Source organism: Paenarthrobacter sp. YJN-D, from assembly GCF_015040335.1.
GTDB classification, from domain to species: domain Bacteria; phylum Actinomycetota; class Actinomycetes; order Actinomycetales; family Micrococcaceae; genus Arthrobacter; species Arthrobacter nicotinovorans.
Genome location: NZ_CP053549.1, coordinates 4,128,686 through 4,151,280, shown reverse-complemented (window position 1 = coordinate 4,151,280; position 22,595 = coordinate 4,128,686). Strand labels below are relative to the sequence as shown.

Annotated in this window: 22 protein-coding genes and 1 riboswitch; of the genes, 13 read left to right on the top strand and 9 right to left on the bottom strand. The window is 63.2% G+C overall.

Annotated features, from left to right (window positions below; genetic code table 11):
• The first annotated feature begins 68 nt into the window (after positions 1-68).
• Complete coding sequence (locus tag HMI60_RS19310; protein ID WP_018780347.1) at positions 69-350, top strand: hypothetical protein; 282 nt, start codon at positions 69-71, stop codon at positions 348-350.
• Complete coding sequence (locus HMI60_RS19305; protein WP_110506158.1) at positions 340-1,023, top strand: HAD family hydrolase; 684 nt, start codon at positions 340-342, stop codon at positions 1,021-1,023. Before HMI60_RS19310 ends, HMI60_RS19305 begins: the two co-directional genes overlap by 11 nt.
• On the opposite strand, the gene HMI60_RS19300 is transcribed toward HMI60_RS19305, so the two are convergent.
• The 4 genes from HMI60_RS19300 to HMI60_RS19285 form a co-directional block, all read right to left on the bottom strand.
• Entirely contained in the window at positions 1,020-1,451 is a 432-nt protein-coding gene (locus tag HMI60_RS19300) for a hypothetical protein (RefSeq protein ID WP_193590236.1), read from the bottom strand. The genes HMI60_RS19305 and HMI60_RS19300 overlap by 4 nt on opposite strands.
• Before the next feature lie 160 nt (positions 1,452-1,611).
• A complete protein-coding gene (locus HMI60_RS19295) occupies positions 1,612-2,781 on the bottom strand; it encodes an IS30 family transposase (protein WP_227453605.1) in 1,170 nt (389 codons plus the stop codon).
• Between the two features lie 116 nt (positions 2,782-2,897).
• Complete coding sequence (locus HMI60_RS19290; RefSeq protein ID WP_055973342.1) at positions 2,898-3,362, bottom strand: hypothetical protein; 465 nt, start codon at positions 3,360-3,362, stop codon at positions 2,898-2,900.
• Between the two features lie 350 nt (positions 3,363-3,712).
• A complete protein-coding gene (locus HMI60_RS19285; RefSeq protein WP_039243399.1) occupies positions 3,713-4,324 on the bottom strand; it encodes an NADPH-dependent FMN reductase in 612 nt (203 codons plus the stop codon).
• Between the two features lie 185 nt (positions 4,325-4,509).
• Here HMI60_RS19285 and HMI60_RS19280 point away from each other — a divergent pair, with 185 nt between their 5' ends.
• From HMI60_RS19280 to HMI60_RS19260, 5 genes are all read left to right on the top strand, one after another.
• Complete coding sequence (locus HMI60_RS19280) at positions 4,510-5,706, top strand: Re/Si-specific NAD(P)(+) transhydrogenase subunit alpha (protein ID WP_193590235.1); 1,197 nt, start codon at positions 4,510-4,512, stop codon at positions 5,704-5,706.
• Positions 5,706-6,038: an NAD(P) transhydrogenase subunit alpha gene (locus tag HMI60_RS19275; protein ID WP_055973351.1), complete on the top strand. Its 333-nt coding sequence runs from the start codon at positions 5,706-5,708 to the stop codon at positions 6,036-6,038. Before HMI60_RS19280 ends, HMI60_RS19275 begins: the two co-directional genes overlap by 1 nt.
• Positions 6,035-7,408, top strand: a complete 1,374-nt coding sequence (locus HMI60_RS19270; protein ID WP_193590234.1) for an NAD(P)(+) transhydrogenase (Re/Si-specific) subunit beta — start codon at positions 6,035-6,037, stop codon at positions 7,406-7,408. The genes HMI60_RS19275 and HMI60_RS19270 overlap by 4 nt, the downstream gene beginning before the upstream one ends.
• 194 nt (positions 7,409-7,602) lie before the next feature.
• Complete coding sequence (locus tag HMI60_RS19265) at positions 7,603-7,773, top strand: hypothetical protein (protein ID WP_018780338.1); 171 nt, start codon at positions 7,603-7,605, stop codon at positions 7,771-7,773.
• A gap of 136 nt (positions 7,774-7,909) precedes the next feature.
• Positions 7,910-8,167: a hypothetical protein gene (locus tag HMI60_RS19260; RefSeq protein WP_227453604.1), complete on the top strand. Its 258-nt coding sequence runs from the start codon at positions 7,910-7,912 to the stop codon at positions 8,165-8,167.
• A gap of 228 nt (positions 8,168-8,395) precedes the next feature.
• On the opposite strand, the gene HMI60_RS19255 is transcribed toward HMI60_RS19260, so the two are convergent.
• From HMI60_RS19255 to HMI60_RS19235, 5 genes are all read right to left on the bottom strand, one after another.
• A complete protein-coding gene (locus HMI60_RS19255) occupies positions 8,396-9,010 on the bottom strand; it encodes a hypothetical protein (protein ID WP_064723814.1) in 615 nt (204 codons plus the stop codon).
• 100 nt (positions 9,011-9,110) lie between these two features.
• Positions 9,111-9,986, bottom strand: coding sequence for an amino acid-binding protein (locus tag HMI60_RS19250; RefSeq protein WP_193590233.1), 876 nt, complete (start codon positions 9,984-9,986; stop codon positions 9,111-9,113).
• Positions 9,987-10,194: 208 nt separating this feature from the next.
• Positions 10,195-10,641: a large conductance mechanosensitive channel protein MscL gene (gene mscL / locus HMI60_RS19245; protein WP_055973364.1), complete on the bottom strand. Its 447-nt coding sequence runs from the start codon at positions 10,639-10,641 to the stop codon at positions 10,195-10,197.
• Positions 10,642-10,773: 132 nt separating this feature from the next.
• A complete protein-coding gene (speB, locus tag HMI60_RS19240; protein WP_018780333.1) occupies positions 10,774-11,769 on the bottom strand; it encodes an agmatinase in 996 nt (331 codons plus the stop codon).
• A complete protein-coding gene (locus tag HMI60_RS19235; protein WP_039243388.1) occupies positions 11,766-13,148 on the bottom strand; it encodes an MFS transporter in 1,383 nt (460 codons plus the stop codon). The genes speB and HMI60_RS19235 overlap by 4 nt, the downstream gene beginning before the upstream one ends.
• Positions 13,149-13,317: 169 nt before the next feature.
• Between HMI60_RS19235 and HMI60_RS19230 the strand changes: the two genes are divergently transcribed.
• From HMI60_RS19230 to HMI60_RS19205, 6 genes are all read left to right on the top strand, one after another.
• The gene (locus HMI60_RS19230; protein WP_193590232.1) at positions 13,318-14,811 is read left to right on the top strand and encodes a PucR family transcriptional regulator; all 1,494 of its coding nucleotides are present in this window, start codon (positions 13,318-13,320) and stop codon (positions 14,809-14,811) included.
• Between the two features lie 74 nt (positions 14,812-14,885).
• Positions 14,886-14,984, top strand: a riboswitch (glycine riboswitch).
• 148 nt (positions 14,985-15,132) lie between these two features.
• Entirely contained in the window at positions 15,133-17,979 is a 2,847-nt protein-coding gene (gene gcvP, locus HMI60_RS19225) for an aminomethyl-transferring glycine dehydrogenase (protein ID WP_193590231.1), read from the top strand.
• Between the two features lie 11 nt (positions 17,980-17,990).
• On the top strand, positions 17,991-19,124 hold the full coding sequence (gcvT, locus tag HMI60_RS19220; RefSeq protein WP_193590230.1) for a glycine cleavage system aminomethyltransferase GcvT: 1,134 nt from the start codon (positions 17,991-17,993) through the stop codon (positions 19,122-19,124).
• A gap of 84 nt (positions 19,125-19,208) precedes the next feature.
• Complete coding sequence (gcvH, locus tag HMI60_RS19215; RefSeq protein ID WP_018780328.1) at positions 19,209-19,592, top strand: glycine cleavage system protein GcvH; 384 nt, start codon at positions 19,209-19,211, stop codon at positions 19,590-19,592.
• Positions 19,589-20,908 (top strand): serine hydroxymethyltransferase, encoded by a 1,320-nt coding sequence (glyA, locus tag HMI60_RS19210; protein WP_281445067.1) that lies wholly within the window; start codon positions 19,589-19,591, stop codon positions 20,906-20,908. Before gcvH ends, glyA begins: the two co-directional genes overlap by 4 nt.
• A 274-nt stretch (positions 20,909-21,182) precedes the next feature.
• Entirely contained in the window at positions 21,183-22,583 is a 1,401-nt protein-coding gene (locus HMI60_RS19205; protein ID WP_189076555.1) for an L-serine ammonia-lyase, read from the top strand.
• The last annotated feature ends 12 nt before the right edge of the window (positions 22,584-22,595 follow it).

Sequence of the window (22,595 nt, the reverse complement as noted above, 5' to 3'; positions counted from 1 at the left end):
ATTATTTCCAAGGGCTTATACTAAGTAGTCTTACTAAGCTGTTTTTCATCGAAAACGAGGAGGTAGCGATGGCCGGCCGTTTGGAACTGGTGGAAACGCCCGATGGGGGATATCGGATTTTGATGGTGGATGGCGGGGATTGCCTGATGGGTTTGTCCAAGCGGTTCTCCACGGTGGATGACGCCGTTGAAGGGGTGGCTGCGATCCGGGAAGTGGCCGGCACCGGCCTGCTGCAAACCGGATCTGCGGAGCGGTACGCCGTATTGATGTTGGAAGAGCCCGTGATTGATTCCGCGCTCGCCGCCCAGGGGACGCGGACACAAGCGAAGGTGGTCAACTGTGGCAACTGAGGGGACGTCAAAGAAGCGCGGTGTCCTGTTCGACGTGGACGGCACCCTGATTGATTCGAGCTACTTCCACGCCATGGCGTGGTGGCAGGCGTTCCGGCGGGAAGGGTTGGACGTCGAAATGTCGGCCATCCACCGGCGAGTCGGCATGGGAGGCGACCGGCTCATCCAGAGCTTGGTGCCGGAGCCCTCGGAGGACTTGCAGGAAAACCTCAAGTCCTCGCACAGCGCGGTCTTTTCCACCTTCTGGCCCGCGCTGCGGACCTTCGAATCGGCCCGGGATCTCCTGGCCGCCTGTTCGGAAGCCGGGCTGGCGGTCGGATTGGCGTCCTCGGCGCAGGATCGCGACCTTGAGGTCAGCCGCAGGCTCCTCGACGCCGGATCCTCCATTGATGCGTGGACGAGTTCCAATGACGCGAAGGAGAGCAAGCCCGCGCCCGACATCCTGGAGGCGTGCTTGGAGAAGCTCCACCTGGAACCAAGGGACGTGGTTTTCGTGGGCGACGCTGTCTGGGACGTAAAGGCCGGCTCTGCCATTGGCGTCCCGGTGATCGCGCTGACCTGCGGCGGAATCAGCGAGGCCGAATTGCGCGACGCAGGTGCCGCGGAAGTCTATGACAATCCGCGGCACCTGCTAGAAAACCTCGAAGGCAGCCTTATCGGGAAGCTGGCCTAGCTTTCCCGGCTGATTCCCTTGTCCCTGCCGCGCCGGTTCCGCAGGGTCCAAATGATTAGCGCGATGATGATGACGGCGGCAACGCCCGCCAGCACCCACGGCACGGCGTTGGTGCGGGTCTGCTCCTGGGGTTCGGATTCTCCCGTGCCGGGGTTGGCTGGTCCGCTTCCTGCGGGGTTGGGTGTGCTGGGCGCACCCGAGGATGGCCCGGGGTTGGTGGGTGTCTGCGTTGACGGGCCCGAGGGGTTGCTTGCATCCGGCGAGGGCGTTGCCGTGGTGGCGGCTACGCTGCCCTGCGAGTGGACGGTGGTTGTGGCTGCCGCCGGGGCTGCGGCGTTTGCTGCGGCGGTGGCTGCGGCGGTGGTGGATGCCATCGACCCGGCAAAAAGGGCCAAGGCGGCTGTAGTTATGGCTAACTTACGAAGCATTGGTATCTCCTGAGTAGGGGCGTGTCCTCAAATCCTCATACTCGTAAGCATACTGACTAAATCTTTTGACCACGCTGAATACGCTGGGCGAACTGTTTTCCGTTCGACGCCTGAGGCGGACACTGTGGTGTCTCGAAAAACAAACGGCGGATTCAGGCGGTCATTGCAACAGGAGTCCTTCGATCATTTCGATCGGTTTTCTGAACTCTAGTCTTTTGCGTGGCCGGTCGTTGAGTTCCTGGGCGACCCAGTCGAGGTCTTCGGCGCTGTGGATGCTCAGGTCGGTGCCCTTCGGGAAGTACTGCCGTAGCAGGCCATTCGTGTTTTCGTTGATGCCCCGCTGCCAGGGTGAGTGCGGATCGCAGAAGTAAATGTCGATACCGGCGTCGATTTTCACGGTTTTCCAGTCCTGCATTTCGATGCCCTGGTCCCACGTGAGGGAATGCCTCAGCGCCTCGGGGAGCGTCTTGATCTTCGCGGCCAAGGCGTCGCGCATTTGTTCTGCTTTGTATCCGTCCGGCAGATGCACGAGCATCGTGTAGTTGGTGGTTCTCTCCACGAGGGTCCCGATCGCGGACTGGTTGCCCTTGCCGATAATCAGGTCACCCTCCCAATGCCCTGGCACCGCACGGTCCTGAACCTCGGCGGGTCGCTCGGAGATATTGATCATCCCCGGGATCCGGTTCTTCCGCTGGCCGGCCTTCCTGCAGGGCTGCCTGAGCGCACGTCCGGTGCGTAAACACACGGCCAGATCACGGTTGAGCGCTCCGCGGGACTGAACGTAGAGCGATTGGTAAATGGTCTCAGGTGACACCCGCATCTCCGGCTCATCGGGAAACTCAACCCGCAGGCGTCCAGCGATCTGCTCAGGCGAGTACTTCTTTTTCAGGTCCTCTTCCACCTTCGCACGCAACACAGTGTTGGTGTGCAGTTTCGCCGGTTTCGGCCGCGAAGCCCGCTCATACGCCAGAGTGTGAGCCGACGTCGCCCGGTAAGGCAACCCAGCCACCGAATTGCGCCGCAGCTCCCTGGACACCGTCGAGGCCGACCTGCCGACCACGGCCCCGATCCGGCGCAGCGAATGTCCCTGAGCGCGCAGCACCGCGATCTCCTCACGCTGAGCGAAGGTCGGGCACCTTCCCTTCAGACCCCGGCCGCGGCGTGGCCGGACACCGCCGGCCTCGGCCAGGACCCGGCGCCCGGTCCGCCTGCTCGTATTGATCGGCGCAACAGCGTCAGTGATGAAATCACCGGCCTGCATCCCGGCCCAAAAGAGCTGCAAAAGATCCGGCCTTACGTAAATCGAGTACCTCGCCACGACAACACCCATCCGCTAAGTGTTGCAATCACCGCAAGAACCCAAGGGTCCCTATCCGGGCGCCATACCGTTCCATACCGGCTGTCTTGTACGGCTTTTGTTGGAAGCGCAGAGGTTGCGCAAGTAAGTCAATCGAAGCTGTGGAGGTACCTGTCTACGTCCGCCCAGATTTCAGCTTCGGTCCTTGGAGGGATGTAGTTGCTGGTGAGCTCGTCCCAAAGCTGCCATAGGGCATACGCTTCCTCGGCGTCTCGGTCGGCATAGTCCACTGCTCGAAGGTATTGAACGGCGTCTCGGAGGACTTGCCCCCTGGTTCGCTGGCCAGCTTTCCATGTGGCTAATTCGTATGTCCAGATCTGAGGCCACCGCATTTCAAATGGAATGGCTTGGATCTCTAGGTCCTTCAGGGTTGCCGTCCATAAGTCGCGGATGTCGTTTGGATCCTCGTTGTCGGCGCCGGCAAGCATGCGAAGGTTCGCGGAATCCATGCCATCTGCCAACCACTGGGCGGCAATGTCAGGAAATTCACTGACGTCCAACAGCCCGGGGGTCAACAGGGCCATGGCCTGGGCAGGGGTCGGTTGAAGCTTCATTTGATCAGCCTTACATACGTACCGGATGATTCGAGCGCATCACGCGATAGGGTCGCCCGGTTGAGGATCTCTCAGCGTGCGTTGTTTCGATCTTCCTGGTGCGGCGCCGCTCTCAATCGCGGTAGCTGGGTGCGAACGGACTAATAAAATCAGGGGCTGGCGGTACACGGGTGAGCAGGATCGACTAGGGCGCAACACCCGGGACCTGCTCGAGTTCCCGGTGAGGGACCGACGTAGCCAGGAGGCCGCTGAGGGTCAGCCAGTACGTTGATTTGTTAGAGATCGATCTTTCCTCGTGGTCCCAGGGGTGCCGCCCCAGGAAGAGCGGCACCCGCCCCTCGCCAATACAGCTAACGCGTGAGCTTGGCCGAATCCGGTTCCGGGTCGCCGATGTGTCCCGGCGCGTTGGCTGCCAGGACACGTTGTACGAACGCGCTGTACTCCTCCATATAGTGGCGCAACAGCGCGGCGGTCCCTTCGTCCTTAACGGAACCGTCGTCGTCGTACGCGTCTGCCACGAAGCGGATGTACGCCTCGGGCGCATTCAGCTGCGGCGCGTCCAGGAAGCTCAGAACGCTGCGCATGGAGGACTGCATCACGGCGGTGCCGATGCCACCGGGCGAAGCGCCGATGATTCCGGTGGGTTTCCGTGCGAACGAGTTGGTGCCCCAGGGGCGCGAGCCCCAGTCGATGGCGTTCTTCAAGGCGCCCGGGATGGAACGGTTGTATTCGGGGGAGACGAACAGGATCCCGTCCGACGCCGCGATGGCATCCTTCAACTCCCGGCCCGCGGGCGGGAAGTCGGCATCGTAGTCAGAGCTGTAGAGGGGAAGATCCTTGATCGCGATTTCATGGAATTCGAGTTCCGGGGGTGCGACGCTGATCAGCGCTTTGGAGAGGACCCTGTTGATGGAATTGCTGGCCAGGCTTCCAACGAAATAGCCGATTTTGAAGGTGTCCATAGCGGCGTTCCTTTCCGACGGCGCGGCCGGAACCGGCTCGTCGACGGTGTGGTGGCGGGTTGACCCGACTCAACCGACACTAGTGGACTTGTTCACATAGCGCAGCCCCCTACTCCCGCCCGGACCCTCGCGGTCATAGACTCATGCCAACTGGTTTCTGGAGCGTTCCGGAAGAGGGGTGGCGGGTGAAAGCAGGCATAGCACGCGAAGCGCTCGACGGCGAGCGGCGGGTGGCAGCCACGCCGGAAACAATCAAGCAACTAGTGGGCCTCGGCCTGGCGGTGGACGTTGAATCCGGCGCGGGGCTCGCCTCCGGCCACAGCGACGACGACTACCGCAGCGCAGGAGCGTCCGTGGTGGGGTCGTTGGACCTCGGATCGCTGGACGTCTACTGCCACGTCCGTCCCATGGAACCGTCGACGGCGGGAGCCCTCCGCCGGGGTTGCGTCACCGTGGGCCTGGGGTCGCCGTCGTCGGAGTTGCCTACCGTCAGGGCGCTCGCGGCCGGCGGAATCACCGCTTTTGCATTGGAACTCGTACCGCGCATTTCACGTGCCCAGTCCATGGACGCACTGACCTCCCAGGCGCTTGTGGCGGGCTACCGCTGTGTGCTGGAGGCCGCTATGCGGCTGCCTCGGTTCTTCCCGCTGTACATGACGGCGGCCGGAACTATCCCTCCGGCCCGCGTTCTGGTGCTGGGGGCAGGGGTGGCCGGGCTGCAGGCCATCGGCACCGCCAAAAGGCTAGGCGCCAGGGTCTCTGCCAACGACATCCGGCCGGCGTCAGCCGACGAGGTTGCCTCCATGGGCGGAACGTTCATCAAGCTGGACCTCGAGACAGCAGAGGCCTCCGGGGGATACGCGCGGGAGCTCAGCGAGGACAGGGGAGCGCTTCAACGGGCGCTTCTGACACCGCATGTGGCACAGGCCGATGTGCTGATTACTACTGCTGCAGTTCCGGGCAGGCGGGCGCCCCTGCTGGTCAGCCGGGACATGGTGCAGGGCATGAGGCCGGGATCCGTGGTGGTGGACCTCGCCGCAGAATCGGGCGGGAACGTGGAGGGAAGCATTCCCGGGCAGGACATTTCCATCCCCACCGGCGATGGCCAAGGCACAGTAACCCTGGTGGGAATGAAGGATGTGGCCTCGGCGATGCCCGCAGATGCCTCCCGCTTGTATGCCAAGAACGTGGCCAACCTGCTGGCGTTGATGACCCGGGATGGCGTGGTTTCCCCGGACTTCGAGGACGAAGTGGCGGCCGGGACCTGCCTCACCCACGAAGGCACGGTCCGGCACGCACCCACGGCGGAAGCACTCACCGCGCTCGCGGGCGGGGAAGCACCCTTTGGAAGTATCCACCCCGGGACCGAAGGAGGGCGCTGATGGACGGCATGAGCCTGCTGACAATCACTGTGCTGGCCGTGTTCGTGGGCTTTGAGGTTGTTTCCAAAGTCTCCAGCACCCTGCACACGCCCCTGATGTCGGGGGCGAACGCGATTCACGGCATCATCCTGGTAGGGGCCATCATCGTGGCAGGCCAAGCAGGCGATCCCTGGGTGTTGGCGGTCGCCCTGCTCGCTGTCGTCCTGGCCACAGCCAACCTCGTGGGCGGTTTCGTGGTGACCGACCGCATGCTGGAGATGTTCCGGGGAAGGCAGCGGCCGCCGTCGAAAGCTGACGCCGCAGCAGGTGCGGCTGAGGAGCGCCGCCCGTGACACTGTTGAATCCCACCTGGACGGCACTCCTGTATCTTGCGGCAGCAGCCTGTTTCATCCTTGCCCTCAAAGGCCTGAACTCGCCGCGCACGGCCCGGCGGGGAAACCTGATCGGGGCAGTCGGAGCCCTCCTGGCCGTGGTGACCGTGTTTGTGTCGGTGAAGCTGGATAACGTGCCCTGGATACTGGGAGCTGTTGCCGTTGGTGCCGGAGTGGCCGCTCCGGTTGCCCGCAAGGTGCAAATGACGCAGATGCCGCAGTTGGTGGCTCTTTTCAACGGCGTGGGCGGTGGCGCTGCGGCCTTGGTTGCCTTGCTGGAGCTTTCCCACACCAGCGACTCCTGGGTCCGCCTGGCGATTGTGTTCACCTTGCTGGTGGGCGCAGTCTCTTTCGCCGGCTCGGGAGTGACCTTTGCGAAACTCCAAGGCCTCATGACCACCCGGCCTGTGACCTTCCCCGGGCTTCCTGCGCTCATGGCCCTGGTGCTGCTGGCGGCAGTGGGTGCTGGCGTTGCAGTGATCCTGAACGGTTCGCTGCTGTTGGCGTTGATCCTCCTGGTTCTTGGACTCGTTGCCGGCGTCCTTCTGGTGCTCCCGGTAGGTGGGGCCGATGTCCCGATCGTCATTTCCCTGCTGAACGCGTTTACGGGTTTGGCCGTAGCTGCGTCCGGACTGGTGCTGGGGAACGTGCTGCTCTTAGTGGCCGGGACCTTGGTTGGGGCGTCGGGCACCATCCTCACGCGGGCCATGGCGGCGGCGATGGGACGCAGTGTTGCCGGCATTATGTTCGGCGCCTTCAAAGGCGGGTCCACGGCCGGATCCACCGCTGTGAGTGAGCGGCCGGTGCGTTCGTCCAGTGCCGAGGACGTAGCGGTCCTGCTCGGGTACGCGCAAAGGGTGATCATCGTCCCCGGCTACGGCCTCGCGGTGGCTCAAGGGCAGCACACGGCGGCTGAATTGGCGCTGGCCCTGGAATCGCGCGGAATCGAAGTGGACTTCGCCATCCACCCCGTCGCCGGGCGCATGCCTGGACACATGAATGTCCTGCTGGCGGAGGCCAATGTTCCTTATGAGTCCCTCAAGGAAATGAGCGAGATCAACTCCGAATTCAAGACCGCGGACGTCGCCTTGGTAGTAGGCGCCAACGACGTCGTGAACCCCGCCGCGAAGACCACCGCCGGTTCACCGATTTACGGGATGCCCATCCTGGAGGTTGCTGACGCACGGCAGGTGGTGTTCCTCAAACGCTCCATGCGCCCCGGTTTCGCAGGGATTGAGAACGAACTTCTCTACGAACCCCAGACCACGCTGTTGTTTGGTGATGCCAAGGACTCGTTGACCAAGGTACTCGGCGCCGTAAAGGCACTGTAGCGTCATTAAGTTGTGGGCATGGATTAATTTGGCCGGGAATCGCGTCATGGACTGAGCCGTGGCAGCACACCTCCTGTACAGGGTTTGTAGAGGACGCGAGGAGTCGTCGGTTGAAACAGGGTGCGAAAGATTCGCTGTTCGGGGTCAGCTTTGATCGATCAGGGGGCAGACGGGTGTCCGACTGGAGATCACTCGTGGGTCAAACTGTCCAGGTCCTGAGCGGCAAGGAAGTGGTGGACGAGGGAGTCGTGGATGCGGTGACGTTCGATGGCAGCGTCCTGTGGCTCCGCCAGAAAGGCCCCATTGGCCGGCGGTTGGTGATGAAGGAACGCGGTGTGGCCGTCAAGGTCCGCATTCTCAAATAGGGGTTCGCTTCCTTCCCCAAGGTCCGGGCCCCGGCTTGCTGGCGGCAGGGGTCTTTTCGACTCTGGGTCCGCGTCCTAAGGTGAACGATAGGAAGTAACCTGTCCTTTCCGATCGCACCATGAACGAGGTTGAGCCATGACCGTGAAACTCAACAAGAAGGCATTCGAGAACGCGAAGCATCTGATCCGTGATGGCAAGGCCGTCAAAGACACCAGGGACGACTGGAGCGAGCATGCCCCTTCCACCGGGGATGAAAACTCGTTCCTAGACAAACACGGACATGCCGAATACTCAAAGTGGTTTCTCGGCGTGGACGACGAGCATCCGGATGACCAAAAGGGACACTACAATTCCCGATCGGTGACTTCAAGAAGGTCCACCGCTGTGCAGTGATCTCGGCGGAGAGCAGAGCGGGCCAATACGACTACGACGACATCCGTGATGCTCTGGGCAAACTGCTGGAGAAGATCGACGGCGACTAACCCGCCGCGGGGGCCGACCCCGCGTTCCTCCCCGGTTGCTCCATGCCAGACCCAAGGGACACCGCGTGTCGAATGAAAAACACGGTGACGCCGGAGAAGCAACGGGGAAGGAACGCAGCGGAATCAGCCGCCGCCCGTCCTAGGAGGCCTTGGTTGCGGTAAACATCTGGCGCAGGGTGAAGAAGCATCCAAGGGCACCGAAGAGCAGCGCGAGCAGGAAGTCCTTCATGTATCCGCTGATGAACTCCGGGTTGTATGCGAGGTTGTCGGCCATCAGGGCCCAAGGTTCGGAATTCATGACCATGGCCAGGGGCTCGCGGCCGAGGAACTGGACAACGTCGAGCCACACGCCACCGACGAATGACGACAGTGCCGTCACCACAGTTACGCCGACGACGATCCACACGCCTTTTCGGCTCAGGGCTCCCGCGCCAGCTACGTAGAATTTGGCGGCCATGACGGCGGCGGCAAATGTCACCAGGGAGGACATCCACCCGAGGCTCCATATGGCCATCCACAAGATAACGCCGATGGGCAGGGCAGCCAGTGCAAACAGGGCTCCGCGTCCCACGTCTTCGCGGGGAGTAACAGAGATGGGTTGGCCGTAGATTGCTTGGATGTGTTGGGCTTCCGGGTGCCATGCCGGAACGTCCGGGCCGGTCCCTTCGGGAAGTCGTACGCCGTACTGCGGTTCGGGTGTGTTGGTGTTGTTCCCGGCAGTTTCGGGCGTGCCGGAGTGAGTGTTTTCAGACAAAGGTCCCCCATGGGAAAGATGCGAATGGTGGACAAATATTCGCACGTTGGAAGTCCAGGAGTGCCTCACGACACGAATCCTGCAGGCGACCGGGATACCGTCAGTCCCTCGCCGGGGTGGGGGCAGGGCCGTAAGCCAGGATTTCGGCCAGTTCAGCCAAGCGATGGGCCCTCGCGGATTCGGCCGGAGTGAACGGCTCGCCCGGGCGGGAGAACAGGAGTGGACCATGCCAGGCGGTGGGAACCTTCAGCACATCCGTGGAACCCACGACGGCGGTCGCGGCCCCGGGTGGCCGACGTTCCGGACTGTTGGGCACTACTTTTGCGGACAGCAGCTCAGCCAAGGCGTGTGGGAGCTCAGCAGGATTTCCGGCGACCCGGGCGGCCAGGCTCAGGGCCCTGGTTTGTCCGTCGGCCATGGCCAGCGCGGTGGTCGGCCAGACCTGGGACCCACGCCCGCCGCCGTCGTCCAATGCCTTCAGCAGTTCAACCTCGGTGACCTCGCCCGGGGCGGAGAGGACGAACTCGTCCATGACGCTGCCGTCAGGCCCGGTGCCGCCCATCGGATGAACATGGATGCTCAGGATGTTGGTCTCCAAGCGGGCGAGCGATTGGGTAATCCTCTGCAGGGATCCGGGTTGGTCCAGCACGAGGGTCCGCGCCCGCCACAGGGCAGGCGCCATGTTCAGCTTGTGCCGGTGGCGGAGTGCCGGGGCGTGCAACCAGCGCCTGAGGACCTTCGCGGCGGAGGGCTCGGCGACCCAGATCACCAGGACGGTCGCGGTCACGGTGAGCAGCAGGACCTTGGCCAGATAGGGAAGATGGGTTTCCACCACCGCCGCATGGACCAGAAGTTCAATGGGAAGCATGACCGCGATGTTGGCCAGGGTCAGCCTGGCTTTGGGCGGTTCGGGCAGTTGGCCGCAGACATCGCACCGCAGGTCCGCGGTAACGGGGTTGCTCGGGTTGCGCTTCATGGTTCCATGCTGCCCCGCGCCTGTTTCGAACCCGTTGCTGGTGCGTCACGTTCCGGCTACTTCCGGGTAGCCGGCCGGTCATGCCCGGTGAGTGGCCCATGTATCTGGGCGGACAAACGTAGAGCCCGGCACTCCCTCAGGGGTAGTGCCGGGCTCTACTTGTCCAAACGTGAAAGGCCGCAACAACAGGGATGTGCGGCGGGCTTTCCTAGCGGATGGAGTCGTCGTCCAAGTCCCGGGCATTTCCGCGGGCGGCGGCCGCATCCTTCAAGAGGTCGCGGATCTCGGCAAGCAGCGCGGTGTCGGCCGGAAGCGGCTCTTCCTCGGGCTCCTCGGTGGAGAGGCGGTCCTTGACCAGTGAGTTGATCTTGTTCATGGGTGCCACGAAGATGAAGTAGACCACGGCTGCGGTGATCACAAAGGTCACGAGTGCGGTGAGCACGGCGCCGAAATCGACAAAGGTAGCGGGGTTGTTTTCCCAGATCTTGAAGCCCAGGCCTTCGGCGTTCATGCCGCCGGCGGCGGCGATCACCGGGTTGATGATGTGGTTGGTGAAAGCTCCGACGAGTGCGGTGAATGCACTGCCGATAACGACAGCGATAGCCAGTTCGATCACGTTTCCGCGAAGTATGAAGTCCTTGAAACCCTTAAACATGGATGGTCCTCCGGTTGGGTGCGTTGTCTGCCTCAGCAGGAATCAAACTACCATTCCGGTGTTTCCAGTGGGGGTCAAGTGACCAGGGAGGAAACTTGACCCCCACTCAGTGCGGGACGGCGCCCCTGAGGATCAGGCTGTAGCTTCTTCGAGTTCGAAGCCTGACACGCTGGCGCCCTTTCCCCGGTTGACCATCAGGGCCAAGAGGTCAAACACCACAGTTGCTGCGGCAACACTGGTGATGTCGGCATGGTCATACGCCGGTGCCACTTCTACGACGTCGGCGCCCACGATGTTGATGCCGTTGAGTCCGCGGAGCAGTGCCAGGAGCTCCCGGGAATGCAGACCACCCATCTCCGGGGTGCCGGTGCCGGGTGCGTAGGACGGGTCCAGGACGTCGATGTCGATGGAAACGTAGACGGGGGTGTCGCCCAACCGCTGCCTGACCTGGTCGATCGCCGCCGGGACGCCTATGACATCCAGGTCCGAGCAGCGAATGATTTGGAAACCGAACTCGTGGTCGCGCAGGAAGTCGTTGCGGTCATACACAGGACCACGGATACCCACATGCATCGACTTGTCTTCCAACAGCAAGCCCTCCTCGAACGCCCTCCGGAAGATTGTTCCGTGCGTGACCGGCTGGTCGAAGTACGTGTCCCAGGTGTCCAGGTGGGCATCGAAATGGAGTAGCGCCACTGGTCCGTGCACTTTGTTGAGCGCCTGCAACATGGGGAGCGCGATGGTGTGGTCGCCGCCGATGGAGATGAGTTTCCTGTCCTGGCTGATCAGCGGACGGGCTTGCTCCTCGATCTCGCGGATGGCACGGGCGATGTCATAAGGAGTGCAGGCGATATCCCCTGCATCCACGACCTGGACTTCGTTGACTGGCTCCACATCGAGCTCCGGGTGGTAACCGGGGCGCAGGAGGCGGGAGGCTTCGCGGACTGCGGCCGGACCAAACCGGGCCCCTGGGCGGTAGGAGGTACCGCCGTCGAACGGTACGCCGACAATGGCAATGTCGTAGTCGGGGACGCGGTCAATCTGCGGCAGACGGGCAAAGGTACCCAATCCTGCGAAGCGGGGAACCTTGGTGGCATCGACTGGTCCGACGGGCTGGTGAGTGGTCATGACAGGGATCCTTCGGTTACTTTATTCGGCTCCGGGGTGCCCGGATTCTTACGGGAGGTGAGTTCTGAAAGGGATTTGTTGGCCGTTTCCGGCGCGAGCAGGAAGGTCGCCACCAAACCGACCAGGGAGATCACGGCGCCGATGAGCAGGGAACCGGCGGCGCCGAAGCTCACTATTGCGATGGGCATCAGGTAAGTGCTGGCGGCAGATCCGATGCGGCTGATGGCGGTACCAAAACCCACTGCCGTTGCCCGCACTTCGGTGGGAAAGAGTTCGTTGGGGTAGACGACTTCGAGGAAGCTGGAGGCGCCGGAAGCCAAAGCGAATACGGCCAAGGCGATGAACAACGGCGCGGCCTGGACGTCGGGAATGAAAGCCGGGATGGCCAAGGCCACCACGATGACCCCGAAGCTCCAGAGAAGCAGCCGGCGTCGGCCGATTCTTTCCACCAGCCACAGTCCGGGGATGCCACCGACAACAAACAACATGGAAATCAAGAACGATCCTCCGTAGAGGTTGGCGTCTCCGTGCATTCCGAAGGATGCCAGAAGGTCAGGGGCGAAGGTGTACACAGCAAAGAGTGGGATCACCTGGGCTGTCCAGAAAATGGAAACAAACAACGTCCGCTTCCAGAACTGGCCCCGGAAAATGTCCAGGAACCTGCCTTGCTTCGCCGGTCCCTCGCTGTCGGAAGCGATATCAGCCAGCCCATACTGCTGTCCGTAGACCTTCTTGATGACTGCATCAGCCTCCTCACGGCGACCACGTGACAGCAGCCAGCGTGGCGACTCAGGTGTCCCGAGCCGGCACAGCAGGGTGATGATGGCGAAGATCGCCGGGCTGGCGACCATCCAGCGCCAAGCGTCCGGTCCCATGTCGCGGAGCAGGAATCCGACGGCGTAGGCGACCGCTGCGCCAACAGCCCAGACCACAAAGGTGGCCCCAAGCAGGCGGCCGCGGTGCTTCTTGGGCAGGAACTCTGCCAGGAGCGACGTGGCGATGGGGTAGTCGGCGCCGATGGCCATCCCCAGGAAGAACCTGCACAGGACTACTTGCCAGACCTCAGTGGCAAAGCCGTTCAGCAGCGAGAAGACGGCCAGCGCTATGAGGTCGGCAATATACATTTTGTGGCGGCCGATCTTGTCCGTGAGCCACCCGAAGACGGCGCCGCCGAAGAAGATGCCTACCAGGCTGGCGGCACCGATCAGTCCAATTTCCCCGGTACTCAGCTGCAGTCCGGGGGTCATTGTGATCAGGGCGATGCCGATGATCGACAACGCGTAGCCATCGATGAACGGACCGCCGGAGGCGAAGAACGTCAGCTTTTTGTGGAACGCGGTCAGTGGGGCATCGTCAATGAGGTTGCTTGTTGCGCTCATTGCAACCCTCTCTCGTGAGTGCTCTTGGGGAGCGGGGAAGTAGTCATTCAATTCTTGGGTGACCGGCGTCACTCCGACTATCCGTAGATCGACTACAAATGATTAAGTTGCATATACATTTGTCTAAACGGTGCTGGCGACCATCCGGCACACCCCGGGAGGCCAAGGCATGGCAATCACCGTCGCTGAACTCGTCGCCGAACCGCAGCTGGGCCTGACAATCCTGGCCGGCTCGGCAGGAATGGATAACCGCATCACCTGGGCTCACACCTCGGACCTGCCCCGGCTCTGGGAGTGGGTCACGGGCGGCGAACTCATGATGACCAATGGTCTCTCGATTCCCGCCGACGCAGACGGGCAAGTGGCGCTCGCGGAGGCTCTGATGGACAGCGGTGCCAGCGCCCTGGCCATCGGAGAGAAGATGCACGCGCCGACCCTGACCGCGGAATTCCTGGCGGCGTGCGATCGGCTCCCCTTGCCCCTGGTCAATATTCCGTATCCCTTGCCGTTCATCGCCATCGCCAGGTCGGTTGCGGAGTCCTCGCTGCTCGAAGAGTCGCGTCGGCTCCGGCAGACGGCGCGCGTCTATGATTTGCTCCGCACCGCAGGTGCCTCCGAGGACCATTGGCAGAGCCTCGTTCAGCGGCTGGCGACCGAGTTGGACGCGGACCTGTTCGTCGTGGATCGCCGCTGCCTCCATCCCTGGCACCCCGATGGGAAGGCACTCCCGGAGTTCCTCGCTGATGCCTGGGCGCCGTCGTCGGGGCAGGTGACCCCTGCCGGGAAGAACTTCCAGTGGCACCGAATCCGGGGCAGGCATGTGCTGACCATGGATATTCCCACCCATGCCAATGCGCTCTTGGTGGTGCTGCCCAACAGCGAACCGCACCCGGACGCCGTCGTACTTCTGCACGCCGCAACCGTGCTGGGACTGCAGCTCTCGCGCATCGTCCTGTCGCTGGAAGGCCGGCACCGGGCCGCGGGCGAGTTCTTGCTTCAGGCCTTCGACGGCCGTCTGGGAGCGGCTGAGATGGAAAGCAGGTTGGCGGCCTTCGGGGTCCCGGCAGCTGGGTTTCTGATCGCCTCGATTCAAGCGGACGACGGCGACAGGCTGGCCAACGTGCACATCGAACTGTGGCGGCACGGGGTTGCGTCGGCGTCGTTGAAGCGGAACAACAGGTTCCATGTGGTGGTCCCTGCCGACGTGCCCGACGACGTCCTGGTGCATTGCGCCGGTGTGGATGCCGCGATCGGGATAAGTGCGCCGGCAGCCGTTGCGAATATCCAACGCGCGTTGCAGGAATCCCTCTGGGCGCTTGGTTCCGCCCGGGCCAACAAGCTGGGTTTGGCCCGTTATGCCCAGGGCCCGTCCTGGTTGGGCCTGACCAGTTTCGAGGAAGGGACCGCGTTGGTCCGGCGGCTCCTTGGGCCGATTTTCGACTACGAGCAGAGCCAGGAAGGCGATCTCATTGTCACGTTGCGGACGTATTTGGACTCGCAGCGGTCCTGGCAAAAGACGGCGGCAACCCTGTTCACGCACCGGCAAACCATCATCTACCGGATCCGGAAAATCGGTGAGCTGACGGGCCTGGACATGGGTGAAACCTCCACGGTGGCCCAGCTCTGGTTCGCCCTTCAGATCCACGAGGCCATGCACGGGTAGGGGCCGCTTGCTTGCACTTTTGCGAAACCCCACGCTATGGTGTGAAGCGTGTCACTCGCGTGACGCAACGCTTTTGATCTGCGGCGGGAGAGTCCTGCCGGTACATCCAGTCAGGCGCCGTAGGAGCAAATCCTCCCCAGGAATCTCTCAGGCCCATGTACCGCCGCGGTTAGGCAACTCTGGAAAGCAGTTCGGGTAACCGGGCTCACCGACGGTGCAAGCAGGCAACCATTCCTGCGGAATCTCTCAGGTCCAATACAGAGCGGGGAGGAACCCACATCATCGTGGCGCTCAGTGGGCGCCTGAATCATGGAGTTCCTCTTGACTGTTCAATCAACCCCCACCGCTTTCGCGGACCGGCACATCGGCGCCCGGCGCCAGGCCGATGTTGACACCATGCTCAAGGCCATCGGCTACGACTCTGTCGACGGCCTGGTGGACGTCGCCGTCCCCGATTCCATCCGCCAGGACACGGCCTTGAAACTGCAGGATGCCCTCACCGAGGTGCAGGTCCTCGCCGAACTGCGGAAGCTCGCATCCAAGAACAAGACCGCGGTCCAGATGATCGGCCAGGGCTACTACGACACCGTCACGCCCCCGGTCATCCGCCGCAACATCCTGGAAGCTCCCGCGTGGTACACGGCCTACACGCCGTACCAGCCGGAAATTTCCCAGGGCCGCCTCGAAGCGCTCCTCAACTTCCAGACCATGGTGCAGGATCTCACCGGCCTTCCCGTGGCGAACGCTTCCCTGCTGGATGAAGCCACCGCCGTGGCCGAGGCCGTGCTGCTGATGCGCCGCGCCAACAAGAACAAGACGGCCAAGGATGGCAAGACTGTCCTGGACGCCGACCTCCTTCCGCAGACCATCGCCATCGTGAAGGGCCGCGCTGAGGCGCTGGGCTTCGAGGTGGAGGTCACGGACCTCTCCGCCGGTCTGCCCGACGGCGACATCAACGGCGTCGTCCTCCAGCAGCCCGGTGCTTCGGGCCGGGTTTTCGACCACTCCGCCGTCATTTCCGATGCGAAGGAACGTGGCGCACTGGTCACCGTGGCCGCGGATTTGCTGGCGCTCACCCTCATCACACCCCCGGGCGAACAAGGTGCCGACGTCGCCGTCGGAACTGCGCAGCGCTTCGGTGTTCCGCTGTTCTTCGGCGGCCCGCACGCGGCCTACATGGCCGTGCGTGAAGGCATGGAGCGGACGCTCCCGGGCCGTATCGTCGGCGTCTCCAAGGACAACGCCGGCGTCCCCGCCTACCGCCTCGCGCTGCAGACCCGCGAGCAGCACATCCGCCGCGAAAAGGCCACATCCAACATCTGCACGGCACAGGCCTTGCTCGCCATCGTGGCCTCCATGTACGCGGTCTACCACGGCCCTGAAGGCCTGAAGGCGATCGCCGAAACCGTCCACGGCCACGCCCGCACCCTTGCCACTGCGCTGCAGAAGGCTGGTCGCGAGCTCGTTGCCGACTCCTTCTTCGACACCCTCACGGTCCGCGTCCCCGGCAAGGCAGACAAGGTCATCGCCGCCGCCGAAGCCCGCGGCATCAACCTGCGGATCATCGACGCCGACACCGTGGGGGTTTCGGTTGATGAAACCACGACGCCGGAAGTCCTCTCCGCGGTAGCCGTCGCCTTTGGTGCCGGTCCGGTGGGGGACGCCTCCGGGTTCGAACTGCCCGAATCCGTAGTCCGCACCTCTGATTTCCTGCAGCACCCGGTGTTCAACACGCATCGTTCCGAGACGCAGCTGTTGCGCTATATCCGCAAGCTGTCCGATCGGGACCTCGCGCTGGACCGCACCATGATCCCGCTGGGCTCGTGCACCATGAAGCTCAACGCCACGGCCGAGATGGAAGCCATTTCCTGGCCGGAGTTCGCTTCGATCCACCCGTTCGCTCCGGACCACCAGACGGCTGGTTGGCGCGAACTGATCGAAGACCTGGAAGCCGACCTCACCGAGATCACCGGTTACGACCAGGTCTCCATTCAGCCGAACGCCGGTTCCCAGGGTGAGCTTGCCGGACTCCTGGCGATCCGCGGCTACCACCTGTCCCGTGGTGATGAGCAGCGCAACGTCTGCCTCATCCCGGCCTCGGCCCACGGCACGAACGCTGCCTCCGCGGTGCTGGCCGGCATGAAGGTTGTCGTCGTGGCGACGGCATCCGACGGCACGATCGACCACGACGACCTGAAGGCCAAGATCGAGGCCAACAAGGACGCGCTCTCCTGCATCATGATCACGTACCCGTCCACGCACGGTGTGTATGACGCCGACGTCCGCGAAGTCTGCGATGCGGTCCACGCCGCCGGTGGCCAGGTGTACGTTGACGGCGCCAACCTCAACGCGCTGGTTGGCTTGGCCCAGCCGGGCAAGTTCGGTGGCGATGTCTCGCACCTGAACCTGCACAAGACCTTCTGCATCCCGCACGGCGGTGGCGGTCCGGGCGTTGGCCCGGTCGCAGCCAAGGCACACCTGGCACCGTTCATGCCCGGCGACGCGAACAGTGATTCTGCCGAAGGCGGCGTCGCGATTTCGGCCTCCCGCTACGGTTCCGCCGGCGTCCTGCCGATCTCCTGGGCGTACGTGAAGCTCATGGGCGGCCAGGGTCTGACCGAAGCAACCAAGTCCGCGCTGCTGGCCGCGAACTATGTTGCCTCCAGGTTGGATGAGCACTTCCCGGTGCTCTACACAGGTGAAGGCGGACTTGTGGCTCACGAGTGCATCCTGGACCTCCGCGAGCTGACCGCGAAGACCGGCGTCACGGCCGAGGACGTAGCCAAGCGCCTCATCGACTTCGGATTCCACGCGCCCACGCTGGCCTTCCCTGTGGCGGGAACCTTGATGGTGGAACCCACCGAGTCCGAGGACCTGGCCGAGATCGACCGCTTCATCGAAGCCATGATCGCCATCCGTGCCGAAATCGAGCAGGTGGCCAACGGTGATTTCACTGTTGAGAAGTCGCCGCTGCGCAACGCGCCGCACACGGCTGCCGCCGTCGTCAGTTCCGATTGGGCCCGCGACTACCCGCGTGAGCAGGCCGCTTTCCCGGTCCACCACCTCAAGCAGGACAAGTACTTCCCGCCGGTTGGCCGCATCGACGGTGCCGCGGGCGACCGCAACCTGGTGTGCTCCTGCCCGCCCCTTACGGACTTCGAAAACTAAGGACTCCTGAGATGACTGAGAACTACACAGCCCTGTATGAGCAGCACAAAAAAGCCGGCGCTTCCTTCACGGATTTCGGCGGCTGGCAGATGCCCCTCAAGTACGAGTCCGAACTCGCCGAGCACCACGCGGTCCGCAACGCAGCCGGCCTGTTCGACCTCTCCCATATGGGCGAAGTCTGGGTCACCGGCCCCGAAGCCGCAGCGTTCCTGGACTACGCCCTGGCGGGCAAGCTGTCCGCGATTGCGGTGGGCAAGGCCAAGTACTCGCTGATTTGCAACGCCGACGGCGGCATCATCGACGACCTCATCACGTACCGTCGCGCTGACGATAACTTCCTGGTGGTCCCCAATGCGGGCAACGCCAAGGTGGTTGCGGCGGCACTGAAGGAGCGGTCAGCCGGCTTCGACGTCGTGGTTGACGACGCCTCCGCCGAGACGTCCCTGATTGCCGTGCAGGGCCCAAACGCCGAGGCGATCCTGCTGAAACTGGTACCCGCCGAGCAGCGCTCCTTGGTGACGGAACTGAAGTACTACGCGGCGGTGGAGGTTTCCATCACGTTCGACGGCGGCACCCAGGACTTGCTGTTGGCCCGCACGGGTTACACCGGGGAAGACGGCTTCGAGATCTACATCCCGAACGTTGACGCCCCCGGTCTGTGGGAAGCGCTCTTGGAAGCAGGCGAAGGCCACGGACTCATCCCCGCCGGCCTTGCCGCCCGGGACTCCTTGCGCCTCGAAGCCGGAATGCCCCTCTACGGCAACGAACTCTCCCGCCACGTGAACGCCTACGCCGCAGGTCTGGGCCCGGTAGTTTCCCTGGCCAAGGAAAGCGACTTTGTTGGCAAGGAAGCACTCGCCGCGATCAAGGCTGCCGGCGTGGGATCCACCATCGGCCAGAAGCTCGTGGGCCTCAAGGGCACCGGCCGTCGTGCCGCCCGTGCGCACTACTCCGTTCTCAAGGACGGTTCCCTGATCGGTGAGGTGACCTCGGGCCAGCCAAGCCCGACGCTCGGTTACCCGGTGGCGTTGGCCTATGTCGACGTCGAACATTCAGCGGTTGGCACCATCGTGGACATTGACCTGCGCGGCAAAGCGGAGCCTTTCGAAGTGGTGCCGCTGCCGTTCTACAAGCGCCAAAAATGAGAGTTTTCGTACACATAACGCCCTTATGAGGCCCTTTTGAGGGCATCAACTGTACAAAAACTCGAAGAGAGAGAAGGAATTGGAATGAGCAAGGTAGTAGCTGAACTGAAGTACTCGGCCGAGCATGAGTGGGTTGCCGCTGACGGGGACGGGCCGGTGGGGATCGGGATCTCCGCCGTCGCCGCTGACGCCCTGGGCGATATCGTGTACGTGGACCTTCCCGAGGTTGGTTCCACAGTGACCGCGGGGGAGACCTGCGGCGAGGTGGAGTCCACCAAGTCGGTATCGGATCTGTACTCGCCTGTGACGGGTGAGGTGACCGAGATCAACGACGCCGTTGTCGGAGATCCCGCGCTGATCAACAACGACCCCTACGGCCAGGGCTGGCTGTTCAAGGTCGCCGCCACCGAAGAAGGTCCGCTCATGTCGGCCGAAGAGTACGCAGCAGCCAACGGAGGCGAACTGTGAACCCGGCAGCCGTGACCGAATTCGAGCAGGTTGTGTCGGCGTCGTTGGACGCGCAGCTCTCCGAGCTGGACCCCGAGATCGCCGCGAAGATCGACGACGAACTGGGCCGCCAGCGCGACGGCCTGGAAATGATCGCATCGGAGAACCACACTGCGGTGGCTGTCATGCAGGCGCAGGGCTCAGTGCTGACCAACAAGTACGCCGAGGGCTACCCGGGCAAGCGCTACTACGGCGGCTGCGAACACGTCGACGTCATTGAGCAGCTGGCCATTGACCGCATCAAGGCATTGTTCGGAGCCGAGTACGCGAACGTGCAGCCGCACTCCGGTGCACAGGCGAACGCCTCGGTGATGCACGCGCTGATCAAGCCGGGCGACACCATCATGGGCCTGAACCTTGCCCACGGTGGCCACCTCACGCACGGCATGCGGATCAACTTCTCTGGCAAGCTCTACAACGTGGTCCCGTACGGGGTTCGCGAGGACACCCACACTGTGGACATGGCTGAGGTGGAGCGCCTGGCCCAGGAGCACAAACCGGCACTGATCATGGCCGGCTGGTCCGCGTATGCGCGGCAGCTGGACTTCGCTGAGTTCCGCCGGATCGCTGACTCCGTGGGCGCCTACCTGATGGTGGACATGGCCCACTTCGCCGGCCTGGTGGCTGCCGGCCTGCACCCTTCGCCGGTCCCGCACGCCCACGTCACCACCTCCACCACGCACAAGACCCTCGCCGGTCCGCGCGGCGGAATCATCCTGTCCAACGACGCCGACATCGCCAAGAAGATCAACTCGGCCGTGTTCCCGGGCCAGCAGGGCGGACCGCTGGAGCACGTGATCGCGGGCAAGGCTGTCGCGTTCAAGATTGCCGCTTCGGAGGAGTTCCGTGAGCGCCAGGAACGCGTCCTGGCAGGCTCGCGCATCCTGGCCGAACGCCTGGTCCAGCCCGACGTCGCTGCCAAGGGAATCTCCGTGGTTTCCGGTGGAACAGACGTGCACCTGGTCCTCGTGGATCTGCGCAACTGCGAACTCGATGGCCAGCAGGCCGAGGACCGTCTCGCCGCGATCGACATCACCGTCAACCGCAACGCCGTCCCGTTCGACCCGCGCCCGCCCATGGTCACCTCTGGCCTGCGGATCGGCACCCCTGCGCTGGCAACGCGCGGTTTCGGGGAAGCGGCCTTCCGTGAGGTCGCTGACATCATCGCCGTGGCACTGATCGCCGACGCCGATGCGGACCTTACCGGGTTGCGTCACCGCGTTGAGGCACTCGCTGCCGCGCACCCGCTGTACCCGGGAGTTGCGAACCTCGGGTAGCCACTCGGTTGTGCCGTCCGATTCGTGGGCTCGCTGCGGAATGTGCCGTGCGAACGGCATGTTTCGCAGCGAACCCCCGTTTCCGACGAGGCGCTCCACGGCGTAGGCACATTGATCTCCCGGGTGGGCGGTCGCTTGGGAACGGGCGCCCACATAAAGACCGGGTTGGAGGTCCGCACTGGGACCTCCGGGGGCCGGGCCGCCTTGGCTCGGGATTGGCCCGGCCCCCACATTCTTTGTCTTGTTTCACTCTTCCCTGAAAGGGATCCCGGCTATGGCTGTTGGTGTTTTCGATCTGTTCTCTGTGGGCATTGGTCCGTCGAGTTCCCACACGGTGGGGCCGATGCGGGCCGGGGCGGTGTTTGCCCGTGAGCTGCGTGAGTCCGGTTTGCTTCCTGCCGTGGCCGGGCTCCGTGTTGATCTTTATGGCTCCTTGGCTGCCACGGGCAAGGGGCATGGCACCTTCACGGCTACCTTGCTGGGCCTGGAAGGTTACGAGCCCGAGGAGATCCTGCCGGACGAGGTGGAGGAGCGGCTGGCCTCGATCGCGGAGACAGGCAAGCTCAACCTCGCCGGTGAGGTCCCCTTGCCGTATGCGGTGGAGGATATGGTGTTGCATCCGTTGACGGTGTTGCCGCGGCATACGAACGGGATGAAGTTCGCCGTGGCTGATGCTGAGGGAAACACTGTGCATGAGGCGACGTTCTTTTCGGTTGGTGGTGGGTTCATTGTCCGTGAGGGTGAGGAGGACGCTGCGCGGCAGGAGTTGGAGGAGTCGAAGAAGGAGTTGCCGTTGCCGTTCAGGACGGCGGCGGAGTTGTTGGGCAGGTGTGCGTCCAAGGGGTTGGGGATTTCGGACATCATGTTCATCAATGAGCGGGCGTCGCGGTCGGAGGAGGAGATCCGGGAGGGGCTTTTGCATATCTGGTCGGTGATGGAGGCCTGTGTTGAAACCAGTTTGAAGCGTGAGGGTGTGTTGCCTGGCGGGTTGCGGGTCCGGCGTCGTGCTCCTGATTGGTTGGAGCGGTTGTTGAAGGAGGACAAGGACCGGAATGATCCGAAGTATTGGCAGGAGTGGGTGAACCTGATTGCTTTGGCGGTCAATGAGGAGAACGCTTCTGGTGGTCGGGTGGTGACGGCGCCGACCAATGGTGCTGCGGGGATTATTCCGGCGGTGTTGTATTACGCGTTGAATTACGCTCCGGGCATGGATCAGGCCAGTCAGCAGGACAGGGATGATGTGGTGGTGAAGTTCCTGCTCGCTGCTGGTGCGGTGGGTGTGTTGTATAAGGAGCAGGCGTCGATTTCCGGTGCTGAGGTGGGGTGTCAGGGTGAGGTTGGTTCGGCGTCGTCGATGGCTGCTGCGGGGTTGGCTGAGGTGATGGGTGGTTCTCCGGGTCAGGTGGAGAACGCTGCGGAGATCGCGATGGAGCATAATCTGGGGTTGACGTGTGATCCGATCGGGGGGTTGGTTCAGATTCCGTGTATTGAGCGGAACGCGATCGCGGCGGCGAAGGCGATCAACGCGGCGAAGATGGCGTTGTGGGGGGACGGGACGCACCGGGTTTCCCTGGACGAGGTGATCGTGACGATGCGTGAGACGGGCAAGGACATGTCCGATAAGTACAAGGAAACCGCGATGGGCGGCCTCGCCGTCAACGTCGTCGAATGCTGAAGATCAACGTAA

What these genes read in the sequence shown, in the direction of transcription:
- HMI60_RS19310 (WP_018780347.1), top strand. Translation starts at nt 69, where the DNA reads ATGGCCGGCCGTTTGGAACTGGTGGAAACGCCCGATGGGGGATATCGG.
- HMI60_RS19300 (WP_193590236.1), bottom strand. Translation starts at nt 1,451, where the DNA reads ATGCTTCGTAAGTTAGCCATAACTACAGCCGCCTTGGCCCTTTTTGCC.
- HMI60_RS19295 (WP_227453605.1), bottom strand. Translation starts at nt 2,781, where the DNA reads ATGGGTGTTGTCGTGGCGAGGTACTCGATTTACGTAAGGCCGGATCTT.
- HMI60_RS19290 (WP_055973342.1), bottom strand. Translation starts at nt 3,362, where the DNA reads ATGAAGCTTCAACCGACCCCTGCCCAGGCCATGGCCCTGTTGACCCCC.
- HMI60_RS19285 (WP_039243399.1), bottom strand. Translation starts at nt 4,324, where the DNA reads ATGGACACCTTCAAAATCGGCTATTTCGTTGGAAGCCTGGCCAGCAAT.
- HMI60_RS19275 (WP_055973351.1), top strand. Translation starts at nt 5,706, where the DNA reads ATGGACGGCATGAGCCTGCTGACAATCACTGTGCTGGCCGTGTTCGTG.
- HMI60_RS19260 (WP_227453604.1), top strand. Translation starts at nt 7,910, where the DNA reads ATGACCGTGAAACTCAACAAGAAGGCATTCGAGAACGCGAAGCATCTG.
- HMI60_RS19250 (WP_193590233.1), bottom strand. Translation starts at nt 9,986, where the DNA reads ATGAAGCGCAACCCGAGCAACCCCGTTACCGCGGACCTGCGGTGCGAT.
- mscL (WP_055973364.1), bottom strand. Translation starts at nt 10,641, where the DNA reads ATGTTTAAGGGTTTCAAGGACTTCATACTTCGCGGAAACGTGATCGAA.
- speB (WP_018780333.1), bottom strand. Translation starts at nt 11,769, where the DNA reads ATGACCACTCACCAGCCCGTCGGACCAGTCGATGCCACCAAGGTTCCC.
- HMI60_RS19235 (WP_039243388.1), bottom strand. Translation starts at nt 13,148, where the DNA reads ATGAGCGCAACAAGCAACCTCATTGACGATGCCCCACTGACCGCGTTC.
- HMI60_RS19230 (WP_193590232.1), top strand. Translation starts at nt 13,318, where the DNA reads ATGGCAATCACCGTCGCTGAACTCGTCGCCGAACCGCAGCTGGGCCTG.
- gcvT (WP_193590230.1), top strand. Translation starts at nt 17,991, where the DNA reads ATGACTGAGAACTACACAGCCCTGTATGAGCAGCACAAAAAAGCCGGC.
- gcvH (WP_018780328.1), top strand. Translation starts at nt 19,209, where the DNA reads ATGAGCAAGGTAGTAGCTGAACTGAAGTACTCGGCCGAGCATGAGTGG.
- HMI60_RS19205 (WP_189076555.1), top strand. Translation starts at nt 21,183, where the DNA reads ATGGCTGTTGGTGTTTTCGATCTGTTCTCTGTGGGCATTGGTCCGTCG.